Annotated in this window: 13 protein-coding genes and 1 tRNA gene; 7 read left to right on the top strand and 7 right to left on the bottom strand. The window is 68.3% G+C overall.

Features of this window, described 5'->3' with window-relative positions:
• Positions 1-105: 105 nt before the first annotated feature.
• Positions 106-178 (bottom strand) — tRNA-Trp (locus Q2T94_RS14285).
• Positions 179-350: 172 nt separating this feature from the next.
• On the opposite strand from Q2T94_RS14285, the gene Q2T94_RS14280 reads away from it, so the two are divergent.
• The gene (locus Q2T94_RS14280) at positions 351-932 is read left to right on the top strand and encodes a hypothetical protein (protein WP_264270819.1); all 582 of its coding nucleotides are present in this window, start codon (positions 351-353) and stop codon (positions 930-932) included.
• A 149-nt stretch (positions 933-1,081) separates the two neighbouring features.
• On the top strand, positions 1,082-2,281 hold the full coding sequence (locus Q2T94_RS14275) for a pyridoxal phosphate-dependent aminotransferase (RefSeq protein WP_302265154.1): 1,200 nt from the start codon (positions 1,082-1,084) through the stop codon (positions 2,279-2,281).
• A gap of 126 nt (positions 2,282-2,407) precedes the next feature.
• Here Q2T94_RS14275 and Q2T94_RS14270 read toward each other — a convergent pair whose 3' ends face one another.
• Together Q2T94_RS14270 and Q2T94_RS14265 are read right to left on the bottom strand one after the other, a co-directional pair.
• Complete coding sequence (locus Q2T94_RS14270; RefSeq protein WP_264270817.1) at positions 2,408-3,082, bottom strand: LuxR C-terminal-related transcriptional regulator; 675 nt, start codon at positions 3,080-3,082, stop codon at positions 2,408-2,410.
• Complete coding sequence (locus Q2T94_RS14265) at positions 3,075-4,349, bottom strand: ATP-binding protein (protein ID WP_264270816.1); 1,275 nt, start codon at positions 4,347-4,349, stop codon at positions 3,075-3,077. Before Q2T94_RS14265 ends, Q2T94_RS14270 begins: the two co-directional genes overlap by 8 nt.
• Positions 4,350-4,475: 126 nt before the next feature.
• On the opposite strand from Q2T94_RS14265, the gene Q2T94_RS14260 reads away from it, so the two are divergent.
• From Q2T94_RS14260 to Q2T94_RS14240, 5 genes are all read left to right on the top strand, one after another.
• Complete coding sequence (locus Q2T94_RS14260) at positions 4,476-5,870, top strand: PspC domain-containing protein (RefSeq protein ID WP_302265151.1); 1,395 nt, start codon at positions 4,476-4,478, stop codon at positions 5,868-5,870.
• Positions 5,867-6,094 (top strand): hypothetical protein, encoded by a 228-nt coding sequence (locus tag Q2T94_RS14255; RefSeq protein WP_302265149.1) that lies wholly within the window; start codon positions 5,867-5,869, stop codon positions 6,092-6,094. Before Q2T94_RS14260 ends, Q2T94_RS14255 begins: the two co-directional genes overlap by 4 nt.
• 69 nt (positions 6,095-6,163) lie before the next feature.
• Complete coding sequence (locus Q2T94_RS14250; RefSeq protein ID WP_302265147.1) at positions 6,164-6,409, top strand: PspC domain-containing protein; 246 nt, start codon at positions 6,164-6,166, stop codon at positions 6,407-6,409.
• Positions 6,410-6,647: 238 nt separating this feature from the next.
• Positions 6,648-7,676, top strand: coding sequence for a 6-phosphofructokinase (locus Q2T94_RS14245; protein WP_302266429.1), 1,029 nt, complete (start codon positions 6,648-6,650; stop codon positions 7,674-7,676).
• Positions 7,677-7,770: 94 nt separating this feature from the next.
• Positions 7,771-8,499 (top strand): GNAT family N-acetyltransferase, encoded by a 729-nt coding sequence (locus tag Q2T94_RS14240; protein WP_264270812.1) that lies wholly within the window; start codon positions 7,771-7,773, stop codon positions 8,497-8,499.
• A gap of 41 nt (positions 8,500-8,540) precedes the next feature.
• Here Q2T94_RS14240 and Q2T94_RS14235 read toward each other — a convergent pair whose 3' ends face one another.
• The 4 genes from Q2T94_RS14235 to Q2T94_RS14220 all read right to left on the bottom strand — a co-directional run bounded on the left by Q2T94_RS14235 (position 8,541) and on the right by Q2T94_RS14220 (position 12,968).
• Positions 8,541-10,148, bottom strand: a complete 1,608-nt coding sequence (locus Q2T94_RS14235) for a bifunctional metallophosphatase/5'-nucleotidase (RefSeq protein ID WP_302265145.1) — start codon at positions 10,146-10,148, stop codon at positions 8,541-8,543.
• A 180-nt stretch (positions 10,149-10,328) separates the two neighbouring features.
• Complete coding sequence (gene ygfZ, locus Q2T94_RS14230) at positions 10,329-11,408, bottom strand: CAF17-like 4Fe-4S cluster assembly/insertion protein YgfZ (protein WP_302265143.1); 1,080 nt, start codon at positions 11,406-11,408, stop codon at positions 10,329-10,331.
• Positions 11,405-12,004, bottom strand: a complete 600-nt coding sequence (locus Q2T94_RS14225; RefSeq protein ID WP_302265142.1) for a heme-binding beta-barrel domain-containing protein — start codon at positions 12,002-12,004, stop codon at positions 11,405-11,407. The genes ygfZ and Q2T94_RS14225 overlap by 4 nt, the downstream gene beginning before the upstream one ends.
• Before the next feature lie 226 nt (positions 12,005-12,230).
• Positions 12,231-12,968 carry a hypothetical protein gene (locus Q2T94_RS14220; RefSeq protein WP_302265140.1) on the bottom strand — a complete coding sequence of 246 codons (738 nt, stop codon included), beginning with the start codon at positions 12,966-12,968 and terminating at the stop codon, positions 12,231-12,233.
• Between the last annotated feature and the right edge of the window lie 35 nt (positions 12,969-13,003).

Here is a 13,003-nt window from a genome sequence, read left to right as displayed (position 1 = left end):
TCAGATTATCCCACATGAAACAATCACGGTGTGCCGCAGCCATATCGACCACAACACACCGTGACGTGAATATTCGCCGAGCAACCGTAGATGATTGCCACTGCGCAGGGCAGACAGGACTCGAACCTGCAACCTGCGGTTTTGGAGACCGCTGCGCTACCAATTGCGCCACTACCCTTCGAGCATGATGCTCGCGGACCAACAAATCCTTTGCGGACTTGGTGATCCAGATGTTTTCCAACACCGAGGAACAAGTCTACGCAAAGAATGTGCCGATTGTCGAACCGGGAGTTCCGGGTGCCGTTTCGCCCGTCATTTGGCCACCGAATGCGACTGCTAGGTTGGGGTTCATGTTCCCCCTGACACCCCGACGCACCGGCCCCGGCCATGCAAGCGCCCTGGTCCTGCTGGTCTTTGCCGGAGGCTCGGTGCTCGATGCCATCCTGCGCGCCATCTCACGCTATACACCTGCCGCCGGGATTTTGCCGCAGGTTTTGTTGGCTGGCGTCCCGGTGTTGATCGTCATCGGCACCTGGCTGTGCCTGCGCGGACGGAGGGACCTTTCCGCCCACCTGTTGCTGCAATTGCTCTTGGGGATTCTGGTGGGCATCCTCACCATGTGGTCTGCCCTGCCCCTGTCCTGGTACCTCGGCATCGGGCTGGTCTTCTGGTCGATGCGCCTGGGCACGAACCTGCTGATGTGGGTGGGCACCAGTCTGTTGGTCCTGGCCGGCTGGGCGAAGTTCGGGCTGATCGACTTCACAGGGGTCCTTTTCCTGCCCTTCGCCGCCACTCCTGTGCTCTTCCTGGGGGCGGCTGCCTACTTCCAACTGCACCAGGTACGCCACCAGCAGCAGGAGGAAGAGGACCCCGAGGCTGAACAGGCCAGGGAACTGCTCCTGAACCGCTACGGCCGCGAGCCCGGGCAGTAGCACGCCACCGGCCGGTCGCGGCGGCCGCGAAGCGATGGGGGAACTTCACACTACGGCGGCGTGTCAACAAATAATCGTTCTCCCACTCCCGCGCCGACTAGGCTTGGATCATACGTTCACCCACACCTCCCTTTCCAGGAAGCGACGACATGGCACGCATTTCCCGACGTATCGGGTCCATCGCAGAATCCGCCACTCTGGCCGTAGACGGCAAGGCCAAGGCCCTGAAGGCGGCGGGGCGTCCCGTCATCGGCTTTGGCGCCGGCGAGCCGGACTTCCCCACCCCCGACTACATCGTTGAGGCTGCGGTTGCCGCTGCCCGCAACCCCAAGTACCACCGCTACTCCCCCGCGGCCGGCTTGCCGGAGCTGCGCACGGCCATCGCCGAGAAGACCATGCGCGATTCGGGCTACAGCCTGGACGCCGCCCAGGTCATGGTCACCAACGGCGGCAAGCAGGCCGTCTACAACGCGTTTGCCACCCTGCTGGATCCGGGAGACGAAGTCATCGTCCCGGCCCCGTACTGGACCACCTACCCGGAGGCCATCCGGCTGGCCGGCGGCGTGCCGGTGGAGGTCTTCGCCGGCCCCGAGCAGGGCTACAAGGTCACCATCGACCAGCTTGAGGCAGCGCTCACTGAAAAGACCAAGGTGCTGCTCTTCGTCTCCCCGTCGAACCCGACCGGTGCCGTGTACTCCCCCGAACAGGTTGCCGAGATCGGTCGCTGGGCCGCGTCGAAGGACCTCTGGGTCATCACCGACGAGATCTACGAACACCTCACCTACGATGACGCGGTCTTCACCTCGATCGCCACCGCCGCCCCGGAACTCGGTGACAAGGTCATCATCCTCAACGGCGTCGCCAAGACCTACGCCATGACCGGCTGGCGCGTGGGATGGATGGCCGGCCCGCTGGACGTCATCAAGGCAGCCACCAACCTGCAGTCGCACGCGACCTCCAACGTCTCGAACGTCTCGCAGATCGCCGCGCTGGCAGCGGTCTCCGGCCCGCTGGACGCGGTGGCCGAAATGCGCACCGCCTTCGACCGCCGCCGCAAGGCCATGGTCTCGGCCCTCAACGCCATCGACGGCGTGAACTGCCCCGTCCCCGAGGGCGCGTTCTACGCGTACTCGGATGTGCGCGGGCTGCTGGGCCGCGAAATCCGCGGTGTCGTGCCCAACACCAGCGCCGAGCTTGCCGCGCTGATCCTGGAACAGGTGGAAGTGGCGGTGGTTCCGGGCGAGGCGTTCGGCCCCTCGGGCTACATCCGCATGTCCTACGCGCTGGGCGATGAAGACCTGGCCGAGGGCGTGGGCCGCCTGGCCACCCTGCTCGGCGAGGCCAAGTAGCCAAGCCACGTCGCCACGCCGGGGGTTTCCGGCAGGAAATTCCAAGGCCGTCGGCCGGATCCGCAGTGCGGGCCCGGTCGACGGCCTTTTGCCTGCCCGCTCGAGGCGCCCCGCAGGTGCGCGGCCCTAAAGGATCCGGCGGTCCACGGCCCAGCGGGTGAGTTCGTGACGGTTGGAGAGCTGGAGCTTGCGCAGCACCGAGGAGACGTGGGTTTCCACGGTCTTGACCGAGATGAACAGGTCCTTGGCGACCTCCTTGTAGCTGTAGCCGCGCGCGATCAGGCGCATGACCTCCAGTTCGCGGGCGCTGAGCAGGTCCAGCTCCTCGTCGGCGCTGATCGCGGCCTGGGTGCCGAAGGCATCGAGCACGAACCCTGCAAGCCGCGGGGAAAAGACGGCGTCCCCGCCGGCAACGCGCAGCACGGCATCGGAGATCTCGGCCCCGGAGATCGACTTGGTGACGTAGCCGCGTGCCCCGGCACGGATCACCGTGACCACGTCCTCCGCGGAGTCCGAGACGCTCAGGGCCAGGAACTTCACGTGCGGGAAGACGTCCACGCAGCCGGCCAGCACCTCCGCGCCGCCGCCCCCGCGCCCGCCGGGCAGGTGCACGTCGAGCAGCACGACGGCCGGCATTTCCCGATGCACCACGGCGATGGCGTCCTCCACCGTGGCTGCCTCCCCGACCACCCTCAGGCGGGCGTCCAGGTCCGCCTTGAGCCCGGAGCGGAAGATCCCGTGGTCATCGACCACCACCACGCTCACCGGCGTGCGTGCGGTCTGGGTGGTCGGTTCAGTCATTGTCTTCTCCGTCTTCTGCGTCCATGGTCAGGTGCACCTCGGTGCCCCCTGCATTGCTCTTGATGTCTGCGTGCCCGCCGTTGCGTTCCATGCGCCCGATGATCGATTCGCGCACCCCGTGCCTGTCCGCCGATACCGTGGCGGGGTCGAAGCCCGGGCCGCGGTCGCGCACGAACACCTCGATGCGCTTCGGCCCCGCCTCCACGTACACGGAGATGGTGCCCCCTGCATGCTTGGCCGCGTTGGCCATGGCCTCCCGGGTGGCCTGGAGCAGCGCATCGTGCCCCGGTGCCCCGGTGTGCTCCCCGACGTCGACCATGTTGATGGACACCAGGTAGAGTTCCTCGATTTCCCCGGCGGCGGCCCGGATCGCGGCGGCGATGCCGTCCTCGCTGCGTTCGTGCTCGTCGTAGAGCCAGGAGCGCAGTTCGCGTTCCTGCGCGCGGGCCAGGGTCAGCACCTTCGCGGGGTCCTCGGCGCGCTTCTGGATCAGGGCGAGGGTCTGGAGCACCGAGTCGTGCAGGTGCGCGGCGATGTCGGCGCGTTCGGCCGCCCGCACCCGGTTGGCGCGCTCGGAGACGAAGTCGCGCCAGAAGCGCAGCCCCCAGGGCAGCAACACCAGCAACAGGCCGGCGATGACGGCAACCGCCACCGCGAGCCCGGAGAGCAGGGAACCGATGCCGACGGCCCCGCTGAAGAGCAACAGCACCCCGGCGACCACCAGCCCGACGCCCACCAGCAGCCGGGTGAGCCCCGCCGCGCCCAGGGCCCCGGTGCTCTTGCGCAACCCGGCACGCCCGCCCTCGTCCAGCTGCATCCAGGCCAGCACGGCGCCGGCGATGACCACCAGCACCGGCCAGAGCAGGTCCCAGCGGATCGAGACACCGAGGAACTGGGCCACTCCGAGCGCCGCCACCACCAGCAGCGCGATCCCGATGAGGACCTGGCGCAGGGAGGCCTGGCGCGCGGCCCCCAGCGGGTCCGCTGTCTCCGCCGCGCCGGTGTCGGTGAGTACCTCGGCCAGGGAAAAGCGCCGGGTTCCGGTGCCGCGGGCGGCATCGCGCTGCGCATCCCGTGCGCTCGGCACGAAGATCCACAGCCAGGCGTAGAGCACGATTCCCGCGCCCGCGAGCATGGCTGCCAGCACGAAGCCGATGCGCACCCAGGAGGCCTTCAGGCCCAGGTGGGCGGCAACCCCGGAACACACCCCTGCGATGATGCGGGTCTCCCCGCGCAGCAGCGCGGGACGGAGAGGTGTTTGGCTCATATGTCCATCCAAGCACGCCCGCGGGCCGGTTGGGGCCCGCAGGCGCCTTTCCCGGGGTTGGCCTCAGGGTTCAATCAGGGGCGACCCCCATAGCGGCGGCACCCCGGCAGGCACGAGGATTGAAGCATGAGAGAAGCATCAATGGAACACGGGTTTTTCCGCTGGGTAAGGGAACTGGGACTGCAACGCGGCGAGGACCACTGGGTCGGCGGCGTCTGCGCCGGGGTCACCCAGCGCTTTGGCATCTCCCCCGTCCTGGTGCGCGGCATCATGGTGGCGCTGTGCTTCGTCGCAGGGCTGGGGCTGCTGGTCTACGGAGTCGGCTGGGCGCTGATGCCCGGAACCGACGGCAGGATCCACGTGCAGGAGGCCATCGCGGGACGCTGGAGCAGCGGGATGAGCGGGGCGCTGCTCTTCTTCATCGCCGGCGCCGTCAGCTCCCCGGCACTCTTCGGCTGGTGGGACGGCGGCTTCTGGACGCTGCTGGTGATCGTGGGCATCGGCTTCCTGGTCTTTTCCCGACGAGAAAGCTTCGCCGGGGGCACGCCACAGCCCGGGACCCCTGCATCATCCGGGCCCACCGACGGCCGATCCGCCGCAGGCCCGGGCACCGAGCCCGGGAATGTCGCCCAGCCCGGCGTTTCCGCCGAGCCCGGCGGCGCGGACGGATCCGGCGCATCCGGCGCGTCCGCCAACGACCCCACGGATCCCGCCGGGAGCGCCGGCGGGGCACCGACCACGCCGCTGCCCGGCACCATGCGGGAATACGGACCATTCACCCAGGAGCACACCATGAAAATGCCATCACCCCAGGCTGCCTCCCCGGGGCCAGCCGGATTCGGGCCCCCGCCTCCGGCCCCGCTGCCACCCCACGTGCCCAAGGTCCCCAAGCCGCCACGCCACAAGGCGCTGCCCGGCTATGCGGCAACCATCGTACTGGGACTCGCGGTGTTGCTCTTCGCGCTGGTCACCGGCTTGTCCCACCTGGGCATGCTCGAGTTGCCGGCCGACGCCGTCGCGGTGGGCTTCGCCATCGCGCTGATCGTCATCGCCCTGGGCTTGATCGGGGCGGCGCTGAACCAGCGCACCGGCGGGGCACTGGTGGGCTTCGGCATCGTCGCACTGGTCTTGTCCCTGTTCTGGGGCGGCGGATCGCTGCGTGATTCGGGGCCGATGAACGGCTTCATGGGCATCACCACCACCGAGGGCAACGGCACCACCAACGTGTTCAATTCCGGGGAGCTGGACCTGCGCTCCTACTCGACCATCACCTCCGACACCACCGTGAAACTGGACAACGTCTTCTCCTCGATGGAGCTGACGGTCCCGGACAACATCCCGGTGGTCATCGATTCCCAGGGGGCCTTCGGCTCGCTGAGCATCAACGGCAGCACCGCCGAAATCCGCGACGGCTCCACCGTGCTCAACGAGGGCCTCGGCGGCCCTGAGCTTCGCCTGGACATCGACGGGGCATTCAGCAGCATCGAAATCAACGTAGCGAAAGCGGAGGTGGCACCATGAGCCAGCACACGGAACAACAGCACGGCAGCGGCGAACCCGCCGCGCAATTCCCCACCGGGACCCTGGTCTTCGGCCTGATCCTGCTGGCCATCGGCATTGCCTTGCTGGCCGGCCTGCTGTTGAACTTCCAGATCAGCGCGCCGTTGCTCTTCATTTCCCTGGTGGGAGGCGCCGGTCTGATCCTGATCGTCGCCGGGATCCTGGCCGCTCGCCGCACCAGCTGATCCACCCCGTTTCACCGCACCCACGTTTCACAGCCAATTTCCGGCTCCGGCATGAAAGACTTTGACACCATGGACACCTTTTTCAATTCCCTTCGCTCGATCCCCTTCCGCCGCGGCCCCAAGCGCCTGGTCGCAGGCGTCGCCGGCGGCATTTCCGAGAAGTTCGGCTGGGATGTCACCCTGGTGCGCATCGGGTTGCTGCTCAGCTTCCTGCTGCCGGTCCTGGGCATCGGCGCCTACGTCGTGGCCTGGCTGCTGCTCCCGGCGCAGGACGATTCGATCGTGCTGCAGAAGCTGGTCCGCCAGGTCCGCTAGCGGGGATCGCTTCCCGCCGCCGCCGACGCCCGCCGCCCCCCTTACCTGGGCCGGCGGGCGTCGGCGTGTGCGCAGGTGTGGGCGCGCGTAGCACTTTGCCCACCGTGTTGGCGATCACAAGTGTCCCGTGGCTAGACTGGTTGTTGGCGAGCTCAACGTCGCGCTCCGGAAGCCAGGAAACACCCCCGTCCCGCACTGCGCGGCCGCGGTGGTAGAGCAGCGAAGGAATTGAGTGAGCATGCGCATCGGGATCATGACCAGCGGCGGGGACTGCCCCGGATTGAACGCCGTCATCCGCGGAGCCGTCCTGAACGGCATCAAGAGCTACGACCACGAGTTCGTGGGCTTCCGCGACGGCTGGAGCGGGGTCAAGGACGGCGATGTCGTCGAACTCCCCCGCACCGCGGTCCGCGGCATCTCCAAGCAGGGCGGCACCATCCTGGGCACCTCGCGCACCAATGCCTTCGAGGGCGAAAACGGCGGGGCGGCGAACATCAAGGCCACCCTCGAACGCCTCGGCGTGGACGCGCTGATCGCCATCGGCGGCGAGGGCACCCTGGCCGGGGCCAAGCGGCTCACCGACGCCGGGCTGAAGATCGTGGGGGTGCCCAAGACCATCGACAACGACCTGGACGCCACCGACTACACCTTCGGCTTCGACACCGCCAACCAGATCGCCGTGGAAGCCATCGACAGGCTGCGCACCACCGGCGAATCCCACCACCGCTGCATGATCGCCGAGGTCATGGGCCGGCACGTGGGCTGGCTGGCGATGCATGCGGGCATGGCCACCGGCGCTCACGCCATCCTGATCCCCGAGCAGTCAACCACCATGGAACAGATCTACACCTGGGTGCGCGAGGCGCACGAGCGCGGGCGCGCCCCGCTGGTGGTCGTGGCCGAGGGCTTTGTGCCCGAGGGCGCCGACGGGGCGTTCTCCGAGCGCGGGCTGGACGCCTTCGGCCGCCCGCGCCTGGGCGGCATCGGCGAACAGCTGGCACCCTTCATCGAGGACGCCACCGGCATCGAGACCCGCGCCACGGTGCTCGGGCACATCCAGCGCGGCGGGGTGCCCAGCGCCTTCGACCGGGTGCTGGCCACGCGGCTGGGCATGGCGGCGGTGGATTCGGTGGCCGACGAGGCCTGGGGGTCGATGGTCGCCCTGCGCGGCACCAAGATCAACCGGGTGCCGTTCCAGGCAGCGCTGAACAACCTCAAGCGGGTCCCGCAGGACCGCTACGACGAGGCGCGGATCCTCTTCGGCTGATCCGCTGCGCCATGCCCGGGCCTGCCCGCCTCACACCGGGGGTTTGTGCCGCCGAACGCCATTGGCTGCCCGCTCCTGCATTAGGCTCGAACACGTGAATCTTGAATTTGGCACCCGTGCCATCATCGCGCTGTCCTGGGCCCGCGAGTTTTCCGTGCCCGACTCCGCCCTGCAACCCGACCGCGCACCGGTGTCCCTGTTTGTCCCCTCCATCGGCACCGACCGCGTCGAGGTGCTGCACCTGGGCGACCACCAGGTGGTGCGCGCCCCGGAGCAATTCCTGCCGCTGCTGCGCGGCGCCGCCGACCAGCACTTCGTCGATGACCGGGGGCTGCTGGGGCTGCTGCATGCCTCCGGCCTGGCCCCGTCGATCCGCTCGCTGGGCGTCGATGCGCTGACGTACCTCGATTCGCCCTTCGACATCGTGGATTCGGAGAACATCACCGTTTCCACCGACGTGGAGGACCTGGCGGAGCTGCGCGAAGGCACCCCGCGCGACGACGCCGCGAGCACCGAGCTCGGCGGCTGGGACCAGTGCTTCGTGCTGTTCTCCGACACGCGCTCCGAGCCCGTTGCCGGTGCCGGCTATTGGGCACCGGGCGGGCTGCTGGCCGACACCACGGTGCTCACGCACCCGCACTTGCGCGGCCACGGATTGGGCCGCTACGCCGCGGCGCTGGCGGTGGACGACGCCTTGAGCGAGGGATTGATTCCGCAGGCGCGCATCAAGGAGGGGCAGGACGCCGCCAACGCCCTGGCCACCTCGCTGGGATTCGAACTGGTCGGTTCCCTGATGTCCCTGAAACTGCACGACGGGGCCTGAGGCCATATCCGCCGGCGCCCGGCGGGCCTTCCGGCGTTGGGCTACGGGAGAACGGTTGCCCTCGGGATGTCGTTCGGCGTCACGGTGCCAAGCTTCTGAACATACGCCCACAGCGCGCTCACGTCCGCGGTGCCCTCGTCCGCCGACACCGCGATCGGGGCGTTCAGGAAGGCCGTCACTCCGTCACCGCCGTTCGTTGCCACGTAGTTGGTGATGGCCAAGGAGTAGGTGGCGCCCGGATCCAGAGGTGTCCCGTCCTGAAGGAGAACCTCACCAATGCGCTGGCCGGCCGGGTCCGATTCGGAGTAGGTGTAGGTGAAGCCCGATACCCGTGGGAAGCCCCCGTAGCCGCCGGGACTGGAGTCGGCGCCCTGGTTCAGGCCCTCGATCAGCTGTTGACCGGTGACCTCGATGAGCATCGCCCGGTTGCCGAAGGGGAAAACGGTGTGCAGGTCGCGCAGCGAGAGATCGCCGCCGTCGATCTCGGCGCGGATGCCGCCGCCGTTCGCCCAGCCGAGGTCGGCCTGGTAGTAGTCGCGGAAGGCATCGGCGGCCAGCTCGCCGGCGGCACGGCGGCCAAAGTCGCCTCTCGCCGTCCCGATCCTTGCGTCGAGACGCTTTTCCATGTCCTGCTCGTAGAAGGCGGCCTTGGCCGCCCACGACGGCTCCTCGGCCACCGATTCGTCGACGTCGTGCAGGACGGCGCCCGTTCTGATGTTGCCGCAGAGGTCCTTGGCGATGTCGATCTCGGCGACCACGCCGTAGTCGCCCATGCCGGTGACCATCAGGCGCTCCTTGCCCAGCTCGAGCGCCTCGGCCGGGGACGAGCCGCTGTTCTCCTCACGCATGAGAACCTGGATTTCGGGGACCTGGGCCATGAGCTCGAGCCCTTCGGCCCGGTCGATCTGGCCCGAGACGACGATGACGTCGACGTCCTGCTCCTGCAGCAGTTTCACTCCGGCCCGGGTGGACTCGAGGTAGGGACGCTGGTTGAGCTCGGCATTGGCGGAGCTGTTCTGCAGCGATCCGGTGAGGCCGATGACCCCGACGCTCAGCTCACCGGCTTCCACGCTTCCGGCCACGGCGCCGGGCAGGAACACGCTGCCGTCCTTGTAGGCGAGATTGGAGGCAATCCACGGGAATTCCGAGGCATTCACCGGGTCAAGCGCGGCCTGGAGCCCGAAGTCGAAGTCATGCTGGCCGAAGGTTGCAGCGTCCACGCCAAGGTCGTTGAACGCCTCCACGAACGGGAACCCCTTGTAGACGCCGCCGAACAGGCTGCCGCCGGCCATGTCGCCGCCGAAGATCGTCGCCGGGTTCTCGTTGGCGGCCTCGATGCGGTCCAGAACCGTGGCAAGGAGGGCAATGCCGCCACGGTGGCCGTCGGCGTGCTCGCGCGGGCTGTACTCATGGGCGTCCTGGAAGTAGGCCAGGGTGCCTTCCTCCGACGGGACAGGCGGTTGGCCCGGTGCGTGGCACCGCCCGGCGCCCGTGCCCTGCCCCTTTCCGGGGGACGCGGTTTTTGCGCCGTCCTGCGCGCCGGCGTGTGTTTCCGTAGGGGCAGCAAGGGCAGCGGGAGTGAAGGAAAGGGACAGCGCGCCGGCCGCGGCGGCGAGGGCGAGAACGCGCCCGAATGTGAAAGAAGGCATGCGGGCGACGGTACGAGGTCCACGTGAACGGTTGGAAAGCGCAGCCTGAACGCCCGAGGACTGCCCCGCAGGCTTCCTGCCCCACGAATATAAGGACCGCACCGGGCTTTGGTGCATGCTCGTCCATGCAAAACGCCCGGCCGATTCCCCGGCCGGGCGTCCTGCATCACGGAGTGTTTTCTAGCGCGGCGGGCGGATGAACCCGGTGAAGCGGCCGGCGATCTGCCCGGCCTCGGGGGTCACGATGACTTCCTGCTTGGCCGCATAGCGCTCCTCGCCGTCAACGACCTCCAGCTCGAGTTCGGTGTCGATGTTGCGCTTGATCAGCGCCAACCCGACGGGCCCTGCCTCGAAGTGCGTGGCCACCGAGGTCAGTGAGCCGACGACCTTCTCCCCCACCATCACCGGGGAACCCACGGCCGGTAGCGTGTGCATCGAGCCGTCCAGCTGCAGGAACACCAGGCGGCGCGGCGGGCGCCCGACGTTGTGCACGCGGGCCACGGTTTCCTGGCCCTTGTAGCAGCCCTTGTCCAGGTGCACGGCGGTGCGGATCAGGTCCAGCTCGTGCGGGATGGCCTTCTCATCGGTCTCGAAGCCGAAGCGCGGGCGCCAGGCGGCGATGCGCAGCGCCTCCACCGCGAGCATCCCGGCCAGCGGGAGACCGGCCACGGCCGTTTCGAGTTCGCCGGCGGGCACCAGGTAGAGGTACCAGGGGCGCTCGTTCCCCGGGTGTTCGGGCTCCGAATAGGCGTAGCCTCCGGTGGTGACGCCGGGCCACGGGTCGACCCAGACCGGGTACTTCGCCAAGGCCGGCTGCGCTGCGCAGGCACCCACGACGGCATAGTCCGCAGAGACGTCGGTGATTTCCACGCGCAGCATGAAGCGCATGCGCGTCAGGAACGCGGCCAGCGGCTCGGCCTGGCCGGGCTCGACGACCAGCCAGAGCTTGTCGGCGTCGGCGAGCACGCGGATGTCGAACTCGATGCGGCCCTGCACCGTGAGCAGCAGCGTCTGGGTGCTTTGGCCCTCGCGAAGCCCGGTCAGGGACTGGCTGGAGAGGGTGTTGAGCCAGGAGAGGCGGTCTTCGCCGGACAGCGTCACCACCCCGAAGTGGGACAGGTCGGCCACCGCGGTGCCGGCGAGCAGCTTCTGCTGCTCCTTGTTCAGCTCCCCGTAGTGGGCGGCGACGCCCTCATCGATCCCGGACGCGGCGACGGCGCCGGGTCGTGTCAACAACGGCGAAAGCGCCATGGTGGTCATCCCTGTTTCTTGAGGGCGGCCGAGGCGTGCGCCTTGAGGTCGTTGCCGCCGGTGGATACATCCCAGCGCCAGAACAGGTCCCCGTTGACCAGCCCGTAGATCCGGGTGGCCGAGGCGTAGTCCTTGGCGTTGGTTCCGCGCATCACCAGGTCGGTGGCCAGCTGGATTTGCGGGCCCTTGATGACGCCGTAATACAGTTCGCAGATCGCCCCGGGGTGCGCGATGTCGACCTGGATCTTGAACCCGCCCTCGTCGGTGCGCAAGTCCTCAACGTCTTGGGCCGAGCGCAGGGCGGGAACAACATCGCCGGGGGTCATTCCGGGTCCCAGGTCGGCGTCCACCATGGGACGCTCCAGGGACCAGAATCCCGATTCAACGGTGAGCGGACGCAACGTGTTGCCCTGCTCGTCGGTGATCCAGGATTCCGACCTGTATTCCAGGAACGGCAGGCCGTTCTGGGTGAAGCTCACGCGCTGGAAGAAGAATTCGTCGTCCGCCTCGCCGGCGCCCAGGCGGCCGGTGCCTTCCCAGGTCCCGATCAGCCACGACAGCGGCACCAGTTCGGGGGTCAGGTCGGTGGGAATCTCGATTGCCATGCGCGCGCTTCCTAGTGCTGTTTGTTCTTTACTTCTGGCCCTTGAAGAGGCGCGCCACGACGAGTCCGGCGAAGCCGGCCATGCCCAGGCCCGCCAGGGTCAGCAGCGAGAGGAAGAAGATTTCGAGTCCAAGGTATTCGTTCATGCCACCATCCTAACCGGTTCGGCGGGCACCCCGGGCCTTTCATGACATCGGCCGTGGCGGTGGCCCGCCGGCCCCCGGGGGCTAGACCAACAGCAACATGACGTACCAGGTCACCGATCCGCAGACCAGCAACGGGGCCAGTGCGGCGGCGGCCATCTGCGCCGGCCCCTTGGGACCGCCCAGGGAAACGAGCATGGCCCGCGTGCCCACGACGACCAGTCCGCAGGCCGCGCCCAGGACCAGGCCCGGAACCACGCTGAGATCGGGGTGCAGCAGGCTGGCGGCACCGCCGAAGAGCACTGCCAGCACAAAGCCCAGCGGGAAGACGACGCGGTCAGGCAGCCGCGAGACCCCGGGCGCCGCTGCGCCCAGGATGGCGATCCCTGCCATCAGGGCCACGGCACGGCCGTCGGGATCGGTCCCCAGCACCGCCCAGCCGGAGCCGAATGCGGCGATGAGCATGCCGCAGATGCCGGTGGCCACCGATTCCAGTCGCTTTTGCGCGTCGGTGCCGCGCACCAGCTGGGTCACGAACATCAGGATGAGGCCGGCAGCCAGCGACGGTGCCACCCACCCCAGCCCCGGGCCCGGCCGCGCCCAGAGGCCCAGCACCGCCGCCGCAGCGCCGACCAGGAAGATCACCAGGGACACTGGATTCGGCGCTGGCACCTTCATCAGGCGCGGCCAGCCGAGCGCGAACGCGGCCAGCAACGCCAGGGTGACGCCGAGCACCGGCCAGCCCGTGGCACCGGGCACAAAGTTCGCCCCGACGACCAGTGCAAGGGCAAGTGTTCCTGTGGCCAAAACTTTGAGTCTCACAGGTTACATCCTGCCTTATCCCGCCCTTCACACCC

This window comes from Paeniglutamicibacter sulfureus, from assembly GCF_030512175.1.
Classification (GTDB): Bacteria; Actinomycetota; Actinomycetes; order Actinomycetales; family Micrococcaceae; genus Paeniglutamicibacter; species Paeniglutamicibacter sulfureus.
The sequence above is the reverse complement of the archived record's forward strand: the minus strand, read 5'-3'. Positions and strand labels throughout refer to the sequence as shown.